Raw genomic sequence first — 16,335 nt, 5'->3', positions numbered from 1 at the left:
GCCCCGGGTGACGCACCCGGGGCCTTTTCTTTTGCCGGGCGGCAATCAGGCGCTCAAATGGCCGTGCGGTGCATTTTAACCGGTTGTTTACCCTTGTGCCTGCCTGGCAGCACCCATAATTGCAACCTATGGCACTACGCAGTTTCTTTGCTCAGGACAGTTCGAGCCTGGTTGTTACGTCGAGCTCCAATGGCTCGATTGTCGGTGATGCGGTCATCAATAATTCGGACACGCCCAACGGAACGGTTTTCGCCTATTCCGGCGGCGCCGGAACCGAGGTTACGCTGAATGACACCGGCGGCGGGCGGAACAGGTTCAATGACGACAGGGAATCGGATCACGTCATTACCGATGGCGGCGGCATCGTTGCAGACGGTGCCAAGGTCGAATCCGAATCGCATATCCTGGTGCGCGAACTTGACGGAAACGGAAACCCTACCGGTCCGCAGATCAGGATCTACGTCTTTTCGCAGGACGGCCAGACATCCAATGTCTGGGGATTTGCGACGGACCTGCCGCTTGAGGCCGGGAAATCCTATGTAAAGACCGGTGGCCAGAACACCGGCACGTCGCGTTATTCCGATTATGTCACTTGCTTTGGCGAGGGGACGTGGATTGATACCGCCGATGGTCCGGTTGCGGTGGAGGACCTTTCCCGGGGGCAGCGTGTCTGGACCAAAGATTCCGGGGCGCAGCCAATTTGCTGGATCGCTGAGACATCTGTGCGCGGCACCGGGGCGTTTGCGCCGGTTGTTTTTGCGCCGGGGGCGATTGGTAATGACCGGGAGCTGATCTTGTCGCAGCAGCACCGGGTTCATGTTGAATTGCCGGTAGCGGAGATGCTGTTCGGCCAGGCGGATGTTCTGGTGGCTGCAAAGCATCTCTGCGGGCTTCCGGGAGTCGGGATCCGTGAGCAGGCCGTGATCCGGTACTTTCACTTCATGTTCGACCGGCATCATATCGTAAGGTCCAATGGCGTGCTGACCGAAAGCTTTTTTCTGGCGCCGGGATCGGTGGCTGCGCTGGACCGGGCGCAGCGCCGTGAACTGTTGTCGCTGTTTCCGTCGCTTGGCCGGGACAGCAGCCGGTTCGGCAAGACTGCGGCGATGACGCTGACCTCAGGCGAGGCGCGTGTGCTGAAGGGCTGCTTGGATTCCCATCGCGGGCAGGTCTGCCTGGCGGCGCAGTGAATTTGCCTGAGACGGCCAGTTTCCCCCTTGGAAATCCCGTAAAATACGACTAACTACGGCTACGAGATAAAGCGTGCGATTCGTCGTGCGCTTTATTTCATTTCGTCCAAGATGGTGGGCGGCCTTTCGATCGGGCCTTAATCTCCCTCCTGAGACGGGTACAGACCAAGAAGATCGAGGGTTTTCATTCCCTCGGGCGGATTTGGCTCATCCCGTAAAACGGACCTGAACGCCGGGACTTCTGGACCGGCAAATATGAGCCGGGGTGCACAAGCATCCCTAACTTGGAGAGAACTGTGGATAGAGCCCAGAAAGAGAAAGTGGTCGAGGAACTCGGCCAGATCTTCGAAAGCTCTGGCGTCGTAGTGGTTGCCCACTACGCCGGTCTGACAGTTGCCGAGATGCAGGATCTGCGCGCGCGTGCAAGCGATGCGAACAGCTCTGTGCGTGTTGCCAAAAACAGGCTCGCCAAAATCGCCCTCGAGGGAAAGCCGTGTGAAAGCATGTCTGACCTGCTGACAGGGATGACCGTTCTGACCTATTCCGAAGACCCCGTGTCCGCTGCAAAAGTGGCCGAGGGTTTCGCCAAGGATAACAAAAAGTTTGAAATCCTCGGCGGCGCAATGGGTGAGAATGCTCTGGACCGCGCAGGCGTCGAAGCCGTGTCGAAAATGCCGTCCCGCGACGAGCTTATTGCTCAGATCGCAAGCTGCATTGGCGCACCCGCTTCCAACATCGCCGGCGCAATTGGCGCACCTGCAAGCAACATCGCAAGCATCCTTTCGACCATCGAAGAGAAGGCGGAAGCTGCGTAAGCGGTTGGCACTGAATGACTGGCGTGGGGCAAAGCCTGCACGTTGGAACACACATACTGTAAACGGAAAGAGCTGATACAATGGCTGATCTGAAAGCACTCGCAGAAAGCATCGTGGGTCTGACCCTGCTGGAAGCACAAGAACTGAAAACCATCCTGAAGGATGAGTACGGCATCGAGCCCGCAGCTGGCGGCGCAGTTGTCATGGCTGCGGCCGACGGCGGCGCAGCTGCTGAAGAAGAAAAGACCGAATTCGACGTCGTTCTGAAGAACGCCGGCGCTTCCAAGATCAACGTGATCAAAGAAGTCCGCGGTCTGACCGGTCTGGGCCTGAAAGAAGCCAAAGAACTGGTCGAAGCCGGCGGCAAGATCAAAGAAGGCGTGTCCAAGGACGAAGCCGAAGACGTCAAAGCCAAGCTGGAAGCAGCTGGCGCCGAAGTCGAGCTGGCCTAAGCCCTGCTCCTGGTGCATTTCTGATGCATCGGAAATTTGGCTGGGTCCGGAGTTTTCCGGGCCCAGCCGAACCTGTCTTAGAAAGGGCCTCTGAGGAGGCGTTTTTTCAGGCGGAGTTCAAAGGATCGGGAGGCTGCCTTCGGGACGGTGGCCATGAATTGATCCGAACGCGCTGTCTCGTATGGGCAAGGTGCCGGGGCCCGGCGGCATCCTTGACCGGTGAGAACTCGAAAGGTGACATCTGACATGGCTCAATCGTTCCTTGGCCAGAAACGTCTACGCAAATACTACGGCAAAATCCGCGAAGTGCTGGAGATGCCGAACCTCATTGAGGTGCAGAAATCTTCCTACGACCTGTTCCTGCGCTCTGGCGATGAAGCCGAGCCGCTGGACGGCGAAGGCATCAAAGGTGTGTTCCAGTCGGTTTTCCCGATCAAGGACTTCAACGAGACTTCGGTCCTGGAGTTCGGCAAATACGCGTTTGAAAAGCCGAAATACGACGTCGAAGAGTGCATGCAGCGCGACATGACCTACAGCGCGCCGCTGAAGGTCACCCTGCGCCTGATCGTCTTTGATGTGGACGAAGATACCGGCGCCAAGTCGGTAAAAGACATCAAAGAACAGGACGTCTTCATGGGCGACATGCCCCTGATGACCCCGAACGGCACCTTTGTCGTCAACGGCACCGAGCGTGTGATCGTGTCCCAGATGCACCGTTCGCCGGGCGTGTTCTTTGACCACGACAAGGGCAAGACCCACTCTTCGGGCAAGCTGTTGTTCGCCTGCCGTATCATCCCGTACCGCGGCTCCTGGCTGGATTTCGAATTCGACGCCAAAGACATCGTCTTTGCCCGTATCGACCGCCGCCGCAAACTGCCGGTGACCACTCTGCTGTACGCCCTGGGCCTGGACCAGGACGCCATCATGAGCGCCTATTACGACACCGTCCAGTTCAAGCTTGAAAAGTCCCGCGGCTGGGTCACCCCGTTCTTCCCGGAACGTGTGCGCGGCACCCGCCCGACCTATGACCTGGTCGATGCGGCCACTGGCGAAATCATCTGCGAAGCCGGCAAGAAGGTCACCCCGCGCGCCGTCAAGAAGATGATCGAAGAAGGCACCATCACCGAGCTTCTGGTGCCCTTCGAGCATATCGTCGGCAAATATGTCTCCCAGGACATCATCAACGAAGAAAACGGCGCGATCTATGTCGAAGCCGGTGATGAGCTGACCCTGGAATACGACAAAGACGGCGAACTGATCGGCGGCTCGCTGAAAGGTCTGCTGGATGCCGGCATCACCGACATTCCGGTGCTGGACATCGACAACGTCAACGTCGGCCCCTACATGCGCAACACTATGGCGCAGGACAAGAACCGGTCCCGCGACACCGCGCTGATGGATATCTACCGTGTGATGCGCCCGGGCGAGCCGCCCACCGTCGAGGCTGCGTCGGCGCTGTTCGACACCCTGTTCTTCGATGGCGAGCGTTACGACCTGTCCGCAGTTGGCCGCGTGAAGATGAACATGCGCCTGGCACTGGACGCCGAAGACACCCAGCGCACTCTGCGCAAGGAAGACATCGTCGCCTGTATCAAGGCGCTGGTCGATCTGCGGGACGGCCGCGGCGATATCGACGACATCGACCACCTTGGCAACCGCCGCGTGCGGTCCGTCGGCGAGCTGATGGAAAACCAGTACCGCGTAGGTCTGCTGCGCATGGAGCGCGCGATCAAGGAGCGTATGTCCTCTGTCGAGATCGACACCGTGATGCCGCAGGATCTGATCAACGCAAAACCGGCTGCTGCTGCCGTGCGTGAATTCTTCGGCTCCTCGCAGCTGTCGCAGTTCATGGACCAGACCAACCCGCTGTCGGAAGTCACCCACAAACGCCGTCTCTCGGCGCTTGGCCCCGGCGGTCTGACCCGCGAGCGCGCAGGCTTTGAAGTCCGCGACGTTCATCCGACCCACTATGGCCGGATGTGCCCGATTGAAACGCCGGAAGGCCCGAACATCGGTCTGATCAACTCGCTGGCGACCTTTGCCCGTGTGAACAAGTACGGCTTCATTGAGACACCCTATCGCGTCGTGAACGAAGCGAAGGTGACCGACGAAGTCCACTACATGTCCGCGACCGAGGAAATGCGCCACACTGTGGCGCAGGCCAACGCGACGCTGGATGAGAACGGCAAGTTCATCAATGATCTGGTCTCGACCCGTCAGTCCGGCGACTACACCCTGGCGCCGCGCGAAAGCGTGGACCTGATCGACGTCAGCCCCAAGCAATTGGTATCGGTTGCGGCCTCGCTGATCCCGTTCCTGGAAAACGACGACGCCAACCGCGCTCTGATGGGCTCGAACATGCAGCGTCAGGCGGTTCCGCTGCTGCGCGCCGAGGCGCCGCTGGTCGGCACCGGCATCGAGGAAAAAGTGGCGATCGACTCCGGCGCGGCCATTCAGGCCAAGCGTGCGGGTATCATCGACCAGGTTGATGCGCAGCGTATCGTGATCCGTGCCACCTCCGATCTGGAACTGGGCGACGCGGGCGTGGACATCTACCGGATGCGCAAGTTCCAGCGTTCGAACCAGAACACCTGTATCAACCAGCGTCCGCTGGTGAAGGTGGGCGACACCGTGACCAAGGGCGAAGTCATCGCCGACGGTCCGTCGACCGATATGGGCGAACTGGCTCTGGGCAAAAACGTGGTCGTCGCGTTCATGCCGTGGAACGGCTACAACTACGAAGACTCCATCCTGATCTCCGAGCGCATCGCGCGTGACGACGTCTTCACCTCGGTTCACATCGAGGAATTCGAAGTCGCCGCACGTGACACCAAGCTTGGCCCGGAAGAAATCACCCGCGACATCCCCAACGTCGGCGAGGAAGCCCTGCGCAACCTCGACGAAGCGGGCATCGTTTACATCGGTGCCGATGTGGAACCGGGCGATATTCTGGTCGGTAAGATCACGCCCAAGGGCGAAAGCCCGATGACCCCGGAAGAAAAGCTGCTGCGCGCCATCTTCGGCGAAAAAGCATCTGACGTGCGCGACACCTCGCTGCGCGTGAAGCCGGGCGACTACGGGACCGTGGTCGAGGTGCGCGTCTTCAACCGCCACGGTGTGGAAAAAGACGAACGTGCGCTGCAGATCGAGCGTGAAGAAGTCGAACGTCTGGCCCGTGACCGGGACGACGAACTGGCGATCCTGGACCGCAACATCTATGCCCGTCTGCGCGGCATGCTTCTGGGCAAAGTGGCTGTCAAAGGCCCGAAAGGCGTCCGTGCCGGCGCCGAGATCACCGAAGAGCTGCTGGACTCCCTGTCCCGCGGCCAGTGGTGGATGCTGGCGCTGGAAGACGAAAAAGACGCGCAGGTTGTCGAGGCCCTGAACGAGCAGTACGAGGCGCAGAAGCGTGCCCTGGACGCCCGTTTCGAGGACAAGGTCGAGAAGGTCCGCCGCGGCGACGACCTGCCGCCGGGTGTGATGAAGATGGTCAAAGTCTTCATTGCCGTGAAGCGCAAGCTGCAGCCGGGCGACAAGATGGCCGGCCGTCACGGCAACAAAGGTGTGATCTCGAAAGTGGTGCCGATGGAGGACATGCCGTTCCTCGCCGATGGTACCCCGGTCGATTTCTGTCTTAACCCGCTGGGTGTTCCGTCGCGTATGAACGTCGGTCAGATCCTTGAAACCCACATGGGCTGGGCCGCGCGCGGTCTTGGCATCAAGGTGGACGACGCGCTGCAGGAATACCGCCGCTCGGGCGATCTGACCCCGGTCCGTGAAGCGATGCACCACGCCTATGGCGACGACGTCTATGACGAAGGCATCGCCAACATGACCGAGGCCGCCCTGGTGGATGCCGCAGGCAATGTGACCCGCGGTGTGCCGATTGCGACTCCGGTCTTTGATGGCGCCAAGGAAGACGACGTCAACAACGCCCTGGTGCGTGCGGGCTTTGACCAGTCCGGCCAGTCGATCCTGTTCGACGGCCGCACCGGTGAGCAGTTCGCGCGTCCGGTGACCGTTGGCATCAAGTACCTGCTGAAGCTGCACCACCTGGTGGACGACAAGATCCACGCGCGTTCCACCGGCCCGTACAGCCTCGTTACCCAGCAGCCGCTGGGCGGTAAGGCGCAGTTCGGCGGTCAGCGCTTTGGTGAGATGGAAGTCTGGGCTCTCGAAGCTTATGGCGCCGCCTACACCCTGCAGGAGATGCTCACCGTGAAATCGGATGACGTCGCCGGCCGGACCAAGGTCTATGAGTCGATCGTCAAGGGCGAGGACAACTATGAAGCGGGCGTGCCGGAATCGTTCAACGTTCTGGTGAAAGAAGTCCGCGGCCTCGGCCTGAACATGGAACTCCTGGATGCGGAAGAAGAGTAAGGGCTGCGGCCCTTACCCCCTCCTCCCTTCCGCACGAATTTGAGGTATCAAAATGAACCAGGAAATCACCAACAACCCGTTCAACCCGCTGACGCCGCCCAAGGTCTTTGATGAAATCAAAGTCTCGCTGGCGTCGCCGGAACGGATCCTGTCGTGGTCTTACGGCGAAATCAAAAAGCCCGAGACCATCAACTACCGGACCTTCAAGCCCGAGCGCGACGGCCTGTTCTGCGCCCGGATCTTCGGCCCGATCAAAGACTACGAATGCCTGTGCGGCAAATATAAGCGGATGAAGTACCGCGGCGTCGTTTGCGAAAAATGCGGCGTCGAAGTCACCCTGCAAAAAGTCCGCCGCGAGCGCATGGGCCACATCGAACTGGCCGCACCCGTTGCGCATATCTGGTTCCTCAAGTCGCTGCCGTCGCGCATCGGCCTGATGCTGGACATGACCCTGCGCGACCTGGAACGTGTTCTGTACTTTGAAAACTATGTTGTCATCGAGCCGGGCCTGACCGATCTGTCCTATGGCCAGATGATGACTGAAGAAGAGTTCATGGACGCCCAGGATGCCTTCGGCACGGACGCTTTCACCGCCAACATCGGCGCCGAAGCGATCCGTGACATGCTGGCCCAGATCGACCTGGAATCCGAAGCCGAGCAGCTGCGCGCCGAACTGGCCGAAGCGACCGGCGAACTGAAGCCCAAGAAGATCATCAAGCGTCTGAAAGTCGTGGAGTCCTTCCTGGAATCGGGCAACCGTCCGGAATGGATGATCATGACCGTGATCCCGGTCATCCCGCCGGAACTGCGTCCGCTGGTGCCGCTGGACGGCGGCCGCTTTGCGACCTCCGACCTGAACGACCTGTACCGCCGCGTGATCAACCGGAACAACCGTCTGAAGCGGCTGATCGAACTTCGCGCGCCTGACATCATCGTCCGCAACGAAAAGCGGATGCTGCAGGAATCCGTGGACGCGCTGTTCGACAACGGCCGCCGCGGCCGCGTCATCACCGGCGCCAACAAGCGTCCGTTGAAATCGCTCTCTGACATGCTGAAAGGCAAGCAGGGCCGCTTCCGTCAGAACCTTTTGGGTAAGCGCGTCGACTTCTCCGGCCGTTCGGTCATTGTGACCGGCCCGGAACTCAAACTGCACCAGTGCGGCCTGCCCAAGAAGATGGCGCTGGAGCTGTTCAAGCCCTTCATCTATTCGCGTCTGGAGGCCAAAGGTCTGTCCTCCACCGTGAAACAGGCGAAGAAGCTGGTCGAAAAAGAGCGTCCCGAGGTTTGGGATATCCTCGACGAGGTGATCCGCGAACACCCGGTGATGCTGAACCGCGCACCGACGCTGCACCGTCTTGGCATCCAGGCGTTTGAACCCACACTGATCGAAGGCAAGGCTATCCAGCTGCACCCGCTGGTCTGCTCGGCGTTCAACGCGGACTTTGACGGCGACCAGATGGCTGTGCACGTCCCCTTGAGCCTTGAGGCCCAGCTGGAAGCGCGCGTCCTGATGATGTCCACCAACAACGTTCTGTCGCCGGCCAACGGCGCGCCGATCATTGTTCCGTCGCAGGATATGATCCTGGGTCTCTACTATGTGACCCTGGAACGCGAAGGCATGCCGGGCGAAGGCATGGTGTTCGGCTCGATCGAAGAAGTTCAGCATGCGCTGGACGCTGGTGTTGTGCACATGCACACCAAGATCACCGCCCGGATCACCCAGTTTGACGAAGAAGGCAACGAGGTTAAGTCGCGGTTTGAAACCACGCCTGGCCGTGTCCGTCTGGGCGCACTGCTGCCGAAAAACGTCAAAGCCCCGTTTGAGCTGGTCAACCGGCTGCTGCGGAAGAAGGAAGTGCAGCAGGTCATCGACACCGTCTACCGCTACTGCGGTCAGAAGGAATCGGTTATCTTCTGTGACCAGATCATGACCATGGGCTTCCGCGAAGCGTTCAAGGCAGGCATTTCGTTCGGCAAGGACGACATGGTGATCCCCGACACCAAATGGACGCTGGTTGAAGAGACCCGCGATCAGGTGAAGGACTTTGAACAGCAGTACATGGACGGCCTGATCACTCAGGGTGAAAAGTACAACAAAGTGGTCGATGCATGGTCCAAGTGTAACGACAAGGTCACCGAAGCGATGATGGGCACCATCTCGGCTGACAAGCGTGACGAGGCTGGCGCTGTCATGGAACCGAACTCGGTTTACATGATGGCCCACTCCGGTGCGCGTGGCTCGGTTACCCAGATGAAGCAGCTGGGCGGCATGCGCGGCCTGATGGCCAAGCCGAACGGCGACATCATCGAGACTCCGATCATCTCGAACTTTAAAGAAGGCCTGACCGTTCTCGAGTACTTCAACTCGACCCACGGTGCCCGTAAGGGTCTGTCCGATACCGCGCTTAAGACGGCGAACTCGGGTTACCTGACCCGCCGTCTGGTGGACGTGGCGCAGGACTGCATCGTGCGTGAGAACGATTGCGGCACCGAGCGTGCGATCACTGCCGAAGCGGCTGTAAACGATGGTGAAGTCGTCGCGACCCTGGGCGAACGTCTTCTGGGCCGTGTGGCTGCAGACGACATTCTGCGTCCTGGCACCGAAGAAGTCATCATTGCTGCAGGCCAGCTGATCGACGAACGTATGGCAGATGCCGTGGAAGAGGCCGGCGTTCAGTCGACCCGTATCCGCTCGCCGCTGACCTGTGAGTCGGAAGAGGGCGTCTGCGCCATGTGCTACGGCCGCGACCTGGCGCGCGGCACCAAGGTGAACGAAGGCGAAGCGGTGGGTATCATCGCGGCGCAGTCGATCGGCGAACCCGGCACCCAGCTGACCATGCGGACCTTCCACATCGGCGGCGTTGCGCAGGGTGGCCAGCAGTCGTTCCAGGAAGCGTCCCAGGAAGGCAAGATCGTCTTTGAGATGCCGCAGACCCTGGAGAACGCCAACGGCGAGACCATGGTTGTGGGCCGCAACATGAAGCTGATCATTCAGGACGAACACGGCGAAGAACGTGCCAGCCACAAGCTGGGTTACGGTTCCAAGCTGTTCGTCAAGGAAGGTCAGGACATTGCGCGCGGCGACAAGCTGTTCGAATGGGACCCCTATACCCTGCCGATCATCGCCGAAAAGCCGGGTACTGCCAAATACGTGGACCTGGTCTCGGGCCTGGCTGTCCGTGACGAGACCGACGAAGCCACCGGCATGACCCAGAAGATCGTGATCGACTGGCGCACGGCTCCGAAAGGTTCGGACCTGAAGCCGGAGATCATCCTGGTCGACAGCAACGGCGAGCCGATGCGCAACGACCTTGGCAATCCGCTGACCTATCCGATGTCGGTGGATGCGATCCTCTCGGTCGAAGATGGCGATCAGGTTGTGGCTGGTGACGTTGTTGCGCGTATCCCGCGTGAAGGCGCCAAGACCAAGGACATCACCGGTGGTCTGCCGCGCGTTGCCGAACTGTTCGAAGCCCGTCGTCCGAAAGACCACGCGATCATCGCCGAAATCGATGGTTACGTGCGCTTTGGCCGCGACTACAAGAACAAGCGCCGCATCGCGATCGAACCGTCGGACGAGTCGCGGGATGCCGTCGAATACATGGTGCCCAAGGGTAAGCACATTCCTGTTCAGGAAGGTGACTTTGTCCAGAAGGGCGACTACATCATGGACGGCAACCCGGCGCCGCATGACATCCTGTCCATCATGGGTGTCGAGGCTCTGGCCAACTACATGATCGACGAGGTTCAGGACGTCTACCGCCTGCAGGGTGTGAAGATCAACGACAAGCACATCGAGGTGATCGTCCGCCAGATGCTGCAGAAGTGGGAGATCTCCGACTCCGGCGACACCACGCTGCTCAAAGGCGAACACGTGGACAAGCAGGAGTTTGACGCAGCCAACGAGAAATCGCTGGCCCGCAGCAAGCGTCCGGCTCAAGGCGCACCGATCCTGCTCGGCATCACCAAAGCGTCGCTGCAGACCCGCTCCTTCATCTCGGCGGCCTCCTTCCAGGAGACCACCCGGGTTCTCACCGAGGCATCGGTGCAGGGCAAGAAGGACAAGCTGGTCGGCCTTAAGGAAAACGTCATCGTGGGCCGCCTGATCCCGGCCGGCACCGGTGGTGCGACCCAGGCAGTGCGCGCCATTGCCCAGGGCCGCGACAACGTGGTTCTGGAAGCCCGCCGCGAAGAAGCCGAAGCCGCTGCAGCCCTGGCCGCACCGGTGATGGACGAAGACGCGATGGGCGGCGACGATCTGGATATCCTGGTCGAAACCCCGGAAAGCCGCGACTAAGCCACGGCTCATACCTTCAGGAAAGCCCCCGCATGGTTTCATGCGGGGGCTTTTTCATTTCCGCAACCGCAGCTATCGTCAGCCGGGCGCGGGATTACACCGGGCAACATGGCGGCAGGCAGGGGACGGTGATGGACATCAGGCTGCGGATGATTGGACTGGTGCGGTTTTCCGTGCTCAGCACGAATTATTATTCAGAGCGGTTCAATAGTTTGGAGGAAAAGGCAGCACATCTGTTCTCGCCCGAACGGATGGAATTGCGCTTCCGGCTGTTTGAACATTTGTGCCTGCGGTCGCTGACACAGCAAAGCGACCCGAGTTTCCGGCTGATCGTTCTGACCTCGCAAGACTTGCCTGCTCCCTATCTGGAACGGCTGCTGGAACTGACAGAGCCTTACAGCAACATCTTCTGCCACGGTGCGGCGCCGGACTCGCATTACCAGCAGCTGAAGGACGCTTTTGGCCTGGTGAATTTACGGCGCGCCACCCATCATGTTCTGTTCCGGCTGGATGATGATGATGCGTTGGACCGGAATTTCGTCAAACGCACCAAGGGCTTTGCCCGCGGCATGATCCCGTTGCAGGGCGAAGGCCAGACGCCGTTTATCATCGCCCATAACCGTGGCCTGTATCTGGAAAAAACCGCCAAAGGCGCCGAGCTGTATGACACCTGCGAGCGGTCGCCGTTGTCCACCGGCCTGTCGCTGGTTGCTCCGGCGGATCACCGGGCCAACCCCTATGCGTTCAACCACCGCAAAATTGCGCAGCATTACAATACGTTTTCCGACATTTCGGTGCCCGCCTTCCTGCGGACCATTCATGGCGACAATAAATCGGATCCGGCGCAGATGGGGCTGACCCGGAAATGGCCCGCCCGCCAGATCGAAGACGCGCTGAACGAGCATTTCGGCTTCACACCGGCGCGCCTCAAGGCCTTGCTGCCGTAGCTGCCCGCCTGGCCGCGGCAGGTTTAGCGCGGCTTGAATGCCGCCCGCACCTTGGCTGCCCGCAGACCAAAGACCGTTGCAAATTCTGCTTCCAGCTTGCCCGTCAGCGGTGCGACGTCAACGGCTGCGGCGCCGTCTTGCCGGGAGTCATTGAACCGGTTGTGGCTGCGGACCCACATGGGGACGTCGGTAATGGTGACAGACGGCATGTGGTGGTGAATACGGTGATGGGCAAAGTTCATTATCGTTTTGCGGCTGCCCGCTGCCACATGCATGCCAAGGGCTGCGGTGAAATAGGGCCGGACGGTTGGTGCCGCTGAAATGCCGTCCGGGCCGAACTCCGCGACATAGCCCCGGTTGAAATCAATCGCAGCCGAGGCGGATTTGGCAAACAGCTTGGCGCAGTCTTTTGCGGTGTCCCGCAGGCGCTCGACAAATTCCGTTGCCACCGCGTCATCATCGTCGAACCTGAATTGCAGGCAGGGCTGGCCGGGTTTCCGCCTTGCACCGTTCAGAAGATCTTTCATCACCTCGCGATGCCTGCGCGGCGGCTCTGCGTGAAGCTGGATTTGCGGTATGTCCGCGATCAGATCCTGCAGCCGGTCGCGGTGAACCTGCGGCAGGCTGTCGCCGATCACCATGATCAGGTCGAAATCCTGGTCGGTCTGCTCCCGCAGGCAGGGCAGCGCGACGGTTTCCAGCAGCCGGAACCGCTCCTCCATCCGGGCTTCGGCATAGAGATAGGCAATCCGCTCCTCAATCGTTTCATGCTCTACTTGGAACCCGCCGATGGCCGGATAGGAAAACCGGCACAATCCGATGACTTGCATTCTGAAATCCGTCTTATACTAAAGCGCTGCCGCCGCGACTATGCCGCTCAGCCGTGCCGCGGGCAAGGGCGGGCAGGGCGCGCGGACACGCATGCGGACCTGCCGGCGGCAGGGCGGCCCCCGCCTGCTGTTGACAACCTTGGCGACTCCCCATATACGCGCGCTTATCCGGCACCCGGAGTGTATTCTTCGAAAGCCGAATTCAAAATTGCAGTGGCTCAAGGCTTGGGCACTTTTACCACCCGGGCCCTCTGTAACCTCACCGCGTCGTCTCACCTCGGAATGGGAGCGATTGCGGTTTTTGCGCTTGTGGACGCACAAGTGCAGCGAAATCACCCGCACGCGCCGGCGTGCATGACAGTGTTGCGAAAACGGGGAAAACCTGAATGCCAACGATCCAGCAGCTGATCCGCAAGCCGCGTCAGCCGAAACGCAAAGTTTCGAAGTCCCAGCACCTCGAGCAGTGCCCGCAGAAGCGCGGCGTCTGCACCCGCGTGTACACCACCACACCGAAGAAACCGAACTCCGCTATGCGGAAAGTTGCGAAGGTCCGCCTGACCAACGGTTTCGAAGTGATCTCCTACATCCCCGGTGAAAGCCACAACCTTCAGGAGCACTCTGTGGTTCTGATCCGTGGCGGCCGGGTAAAAGACCTTCCGGGTGTCCGTTACCACATCCTGCGCGGTGTTCTGGATACCCAGGGCGTTAAAGACCGTAAACAACGCCGTTCGAAGTACGGCGCCAAGCGTCCTAAGTAAGAAGGAGAGGCTGATATGTCACGTCGTCACGCCGCCGAAAAACGCGAAGTCCTGCCCGACGCCAAGTTCGGCGACCGCGTTCTGACCAAATTCATGAACAACCTGATGATCGACGGCAAGAAGTCGGTCGCAGAGCGTATCGTCTACAACGCCTTTGACCGCGTTGAAGGCAAAATCAAGCGCGCTCCGGTTGAAGTGTTCCACGAAGCTCTCGACAACATCAAACCCTCGGTCGAAGTCCGTTCGCGCCGTGTGGGCGGTGCCACCTACCAGGTGCCGGTTGAAGTCCGCCCCGAGCGCCGTGAAGCACTGGCAATCCGCTGGCTGATCACTGCTGCGCGCAAGCGCAACGAAAACACCATGGAAGAGCGCCTTGCAGGCGAGCTGATGGACGCTGTCCAGTCCCGTGGCACCGCAGTGAAAAAGCGCGAAGACACCCACAAGATGGCCGAGGCGAACAAAGCCTTCAGCCATTACCGCTGGTAAGCCGGAGGACCTAGACCTATGGCACGCGACTATCCGCTAGAACTGTACCGTAACTTCGGTATCATGGCGCACATCGATGCAGGTAAAACCACCTGCTCCGAGCGCATCCTGTATTACACCGGCAAATCCCACAACATCGGTGAGGTGCACGACGGTGCAGCCACCATGGACTGGATGGAGCAGGAGCAGGAACGCGGCATCACCATCACTTCGGCTGCGACCACCACCTTCTGGGAACGCACCGAAGACGGTGAAACCGCTGACTCGCCCAAGCACCGCCTGAACATCATCGACACCCCCGGCCACGTTGACTTCACCATCGAAGTTGAGCGTTCGCTGGCGGTTCTCGACGGTGCTGTCTGTGTTCTGGACGCCAACGCCGGTGTTGAGCCGCAGACCGAAACCGTGTGGCGTCAGGCTGACCGCTACAAGGTTCCGCGCATGGTGTTCGTCAACAAGATGGACAAGATCGGCGCTGACTTCTTCAACTGCGTTGAAATGATCGAAGACCGCACCGGCGCCCGCGCGGTTCCGGTTGGTGTGCCGATCGGCGCCGAAACCGAGCTGGAAGGCCTGGTTGACCTGGTCAACATGGAAGAATGGCTGTGGCAGGGCGAAGACCTTGGCGCATCGTGGATCAAAGCACCGATCCGCGACAGCCTGAAAGACATGGCTGACGAATGGCGCGGTAAGATGATCGAGGCGGCCGTCGAAATGGACGACGACGCCATGGAAGCTTACCTGGAAGGCGAAGAGCCCGACGTGCCGACCCTGCGCAAACTGCTGCGCAAGGGCACGCTGGAAATGGCCTTTGTGCCGGTTCTGGGCGGTTCTGCGTTCAAGAACAAAGGCGTGCAGCCGCTGCTGAACGCTGTGATCGACTATCTGCCCAGCCCGCTGGACGTTGTTGATTACATGGGCTTCAAACCCGGTGACGAAGAAGAAGTCCGTGACATCGCCCGCCGTGCGGACGACAGCATGGCCTTCTCCGGCCTGGCGTTCAAAATCATGAACGACCCCTTTGTCGGCTCGCTGACCTTTACCCGGATCTATTCCGGTGTCCTGAACAAGGGCGACACGCTCTTGAACTCGACCAAAGGCAAGAAAGAGCGCGTTGGCCGGATGATGATGATGCACTCGAACAACCGTGAGGAAATCACGGAAGCGTTCGCGGGCGACATCATCGCGCTGGCAGGTCTGAAAGACACCACCACCGGTGACACCATCTGCGCTGTCAACGATCCGGTCGTGCTGGAAACCATGACCTTCCCGGATCCGGTTATCGAAATCGCGGTTGAGCCCAAGACTAAGGCCGACCAGGAGAAAATGTCCCAGGGTCTGCAGCGTCTTGCTGCTGAAGATCCGTCCTTCCGTGTGGAGACCGACATCGAGTCCGGTCAGACCATCATGAAGGGCATGGGCGAACTTCACCTGGACATCCTGGTTGACCGTCTCAAGCGTGAATTCAAGGTCGAAGCCAACATCGGTGCGCCGCAGGTTGCCTACCGCGAGACCATCTCCAAAGAGGTCGAGCATTCCTACACCCACAAGAAACAGTCGGGTGGTTCGGGCCAGTTCGCCGAGGTGAAACTGATCATCTCGCCGACAGAGCCGGGCGAAGGCTACTCCTTCGAATCCCGCATCGTCGGCGGTGCGGTTCCGAAGGAATACATTCCGGGCGTCGAAAAAGGCATCAAGTCCGTCATGGATAGCGGCCCGCTGGCAGGCTTCCCCGTGATCGACTTCAAGGTTGCCCTGATCGACGGTAAGTTCCACGATGTGGACTCCTCGGTTCTGGCCTTTGAAATCGCGGCCCGCATGGGCATGCGTGAAGGTATGCGCAAGGCTGGTGCGAAACTGCTCGAGCCGGTGATGAAAGTCGAAGTGATCACCCCGGAAGACTATACCGGCGGTATCATCGGCGATCTGACCTCGCGCCGGGGCCAGGTGTCCGGCCAGGAGAACCGCGGCAACGCAATCGCAATCGACGCGTTTGTGCCTCTGGCGAACATGTTCGGCTACATCAACACCCTGCGTTCGATGAGCTCGGGCCGCGCCCAGTTCACCATGCAGTTCGACCACTACGAACCGGTTCCGCAGAACATCTCGGAAGAGATCCAGGCGAAATTCGCGTAAGCGTCAAAAAATTGAGGGGTTCGCATCCGCTGCGGGCTCCTCTC

General features: G+C 60.0%; 10 protein-coding genes. 9 read left to right on the top strand and 1 reads right to left on the bottom strand.

Annotated elements, in window-relative coordinates:
- Positions 1-128 precede the first annotated feature (128 nt).
- The 6 genes from ETW23_RS17890 to ETW23_RS17865 all read left to right on the top strand — a co-directional run bounded on the left by ETW23_RS17890 (position 129) and on the right by ETW23_RS17865 (position 12,081).
- On the top strand, positions 129-1,190 hold the full coding sequence (locus ETW23_RS17890) for a Hint domain-containing protein (RefSeq protein ID WP_134830801.1): 1,062 nt from the start codon (positions 129-131) through the stop codon (positions 1,188-1,190).
- Positions 1,191-1,486: 296 nt separating this feature from the next.
- A complete protein-coding gene (rplJ, locus tag ETW23_RS17885) occupies positions 1,487-2,005 on the top strand; it encodes a 50S ribosomal protein L10 (RefSeq protein ID WP_129372972.1) in 519 nt (172 codons plus the stop codon).
- An 80-nt stretch (positions 2,006-2,085) separates the two neighbouring features.
- Positions 2,086-2,457 (top strand): 50S ribosomal protein L7/L12, encoded by a 372-nt coding sequence (gene rplL, locus ETW23_RS17880; RefSeq protein ID WP_129372232.1) that lies wholly within the window; start codon positions 2,086-2,088, stop codon positions 2,455-2,457.
- 246 nt (positions 2,458-2,703) lie between these two features.
- The gene (gene rpoB, locus ETW23_RS17875) at positions 2,704-6,837 is read left to right on the top strand and encodes a DNA-directed RNA polymerase subunit beta (protein WP_129372231.1); all 4,134 of its coding nucleotides are present in this window, start codon (positions 2,704-2,706) and stop codon (positions 6,835-6,837) included.
- Between the two features lie 52 nt (positions 6,838-6,889).
- On the top strand, positions 6,890-11,134 hold the full coding sequence (gene rpoC / locus ETW23_RS17870; protein ID WP_129372230.1) for a DNA-directed RNA polymerase subunit beta': 4,245 nt from the start codon (positions 6,890-6,892) through the stop codon (positions 11,132-11,134).
- 131 nt (positions 11,135-11,265) lie between these two features.
- Positions 11,266-12,081, top strand: coding sequence for a glycosyltransferase (locus tag ETW23_RS17865; RefSeq protein WP_134830800.1), 816 nt, complete (start codon positions 11,266-11,268; stop codon positions 12,079-12,081).
- A 23-nt stretch (positions 12,082-12,104) separates the two neighbouring features.
- Here the strand turns inward: ETW23_RS17865 and ETW23_RS17860 are convergent, their stop codons facing one another.
- A complete protein-coding gene (locus ETW23_RS17860) occupies positions 12,105-12,911 on the bottom strand; it encodes a putative rhamnosyl transferase (protein ID WP_134830799.1) in 807 nt (268 codons plus the stop codon).
- 386 nt (positions 12,912-13,297) lie between these two features.
- Here ETW23_RS17860 and rpsL point away from each other — a divergent pair, with 386 nt between their 5' ends.
- From rpsL to fusA, 3 genes are read left to right on the top strand one after another with little or no spacing between them, the layout of a single operon-like run.
- A complete protein-coding gene (gene rpsL, locus ETW23_RS17855) occupies positions 13,298-13,669 on the top strand; it encodes a 30S ribosomal protein S12 (protein WP_008204009.1) in 372 nt (123 codons plus the stop codon).
- Positions 13,670-13,684: 15 nt separating this feature from the next.
- Entirely contained in the window at positions 13,685-14,155 is a 471-nt protein-coding gene (gene rpsG, locus ETW23_RS17850; protein ID WP_027257337.1) for a 30S ribosomal protein S7, read from the top strand.
- A gap of 18 nt (positions 14,156-14,173) precedes the next feature.
- The gene (gene fusA, locus ETW23_RS17845) at positions 14,174-16,291 is read left to right on the top strand and encodes an elongation factor G (RefSeq protein ID WP_129372227.1); all 2,118 of its coding nucleotides are present in this window, start codon (positions 14,174-14,176) and stop codon (positions 16,289-16,291) included.
- Positions 16,292-16,335: the final 44 nt, after the last annotated feature.

Source organism: Leisingera sp. NJS201 (genome assembly GCF_004535885.1).
Classification (GTDB): domain Bacteria; phylum Pseudomonadota; class Alphaproteobacteria; order Rhodobacterales; family Rhodobacteraceae; genus Leisingera.
The sequence above is the reverse complement of the archived record's forward strand: the minus strand, read 5'-3'. Positions and strand labels throughout refer to the sequence as shown.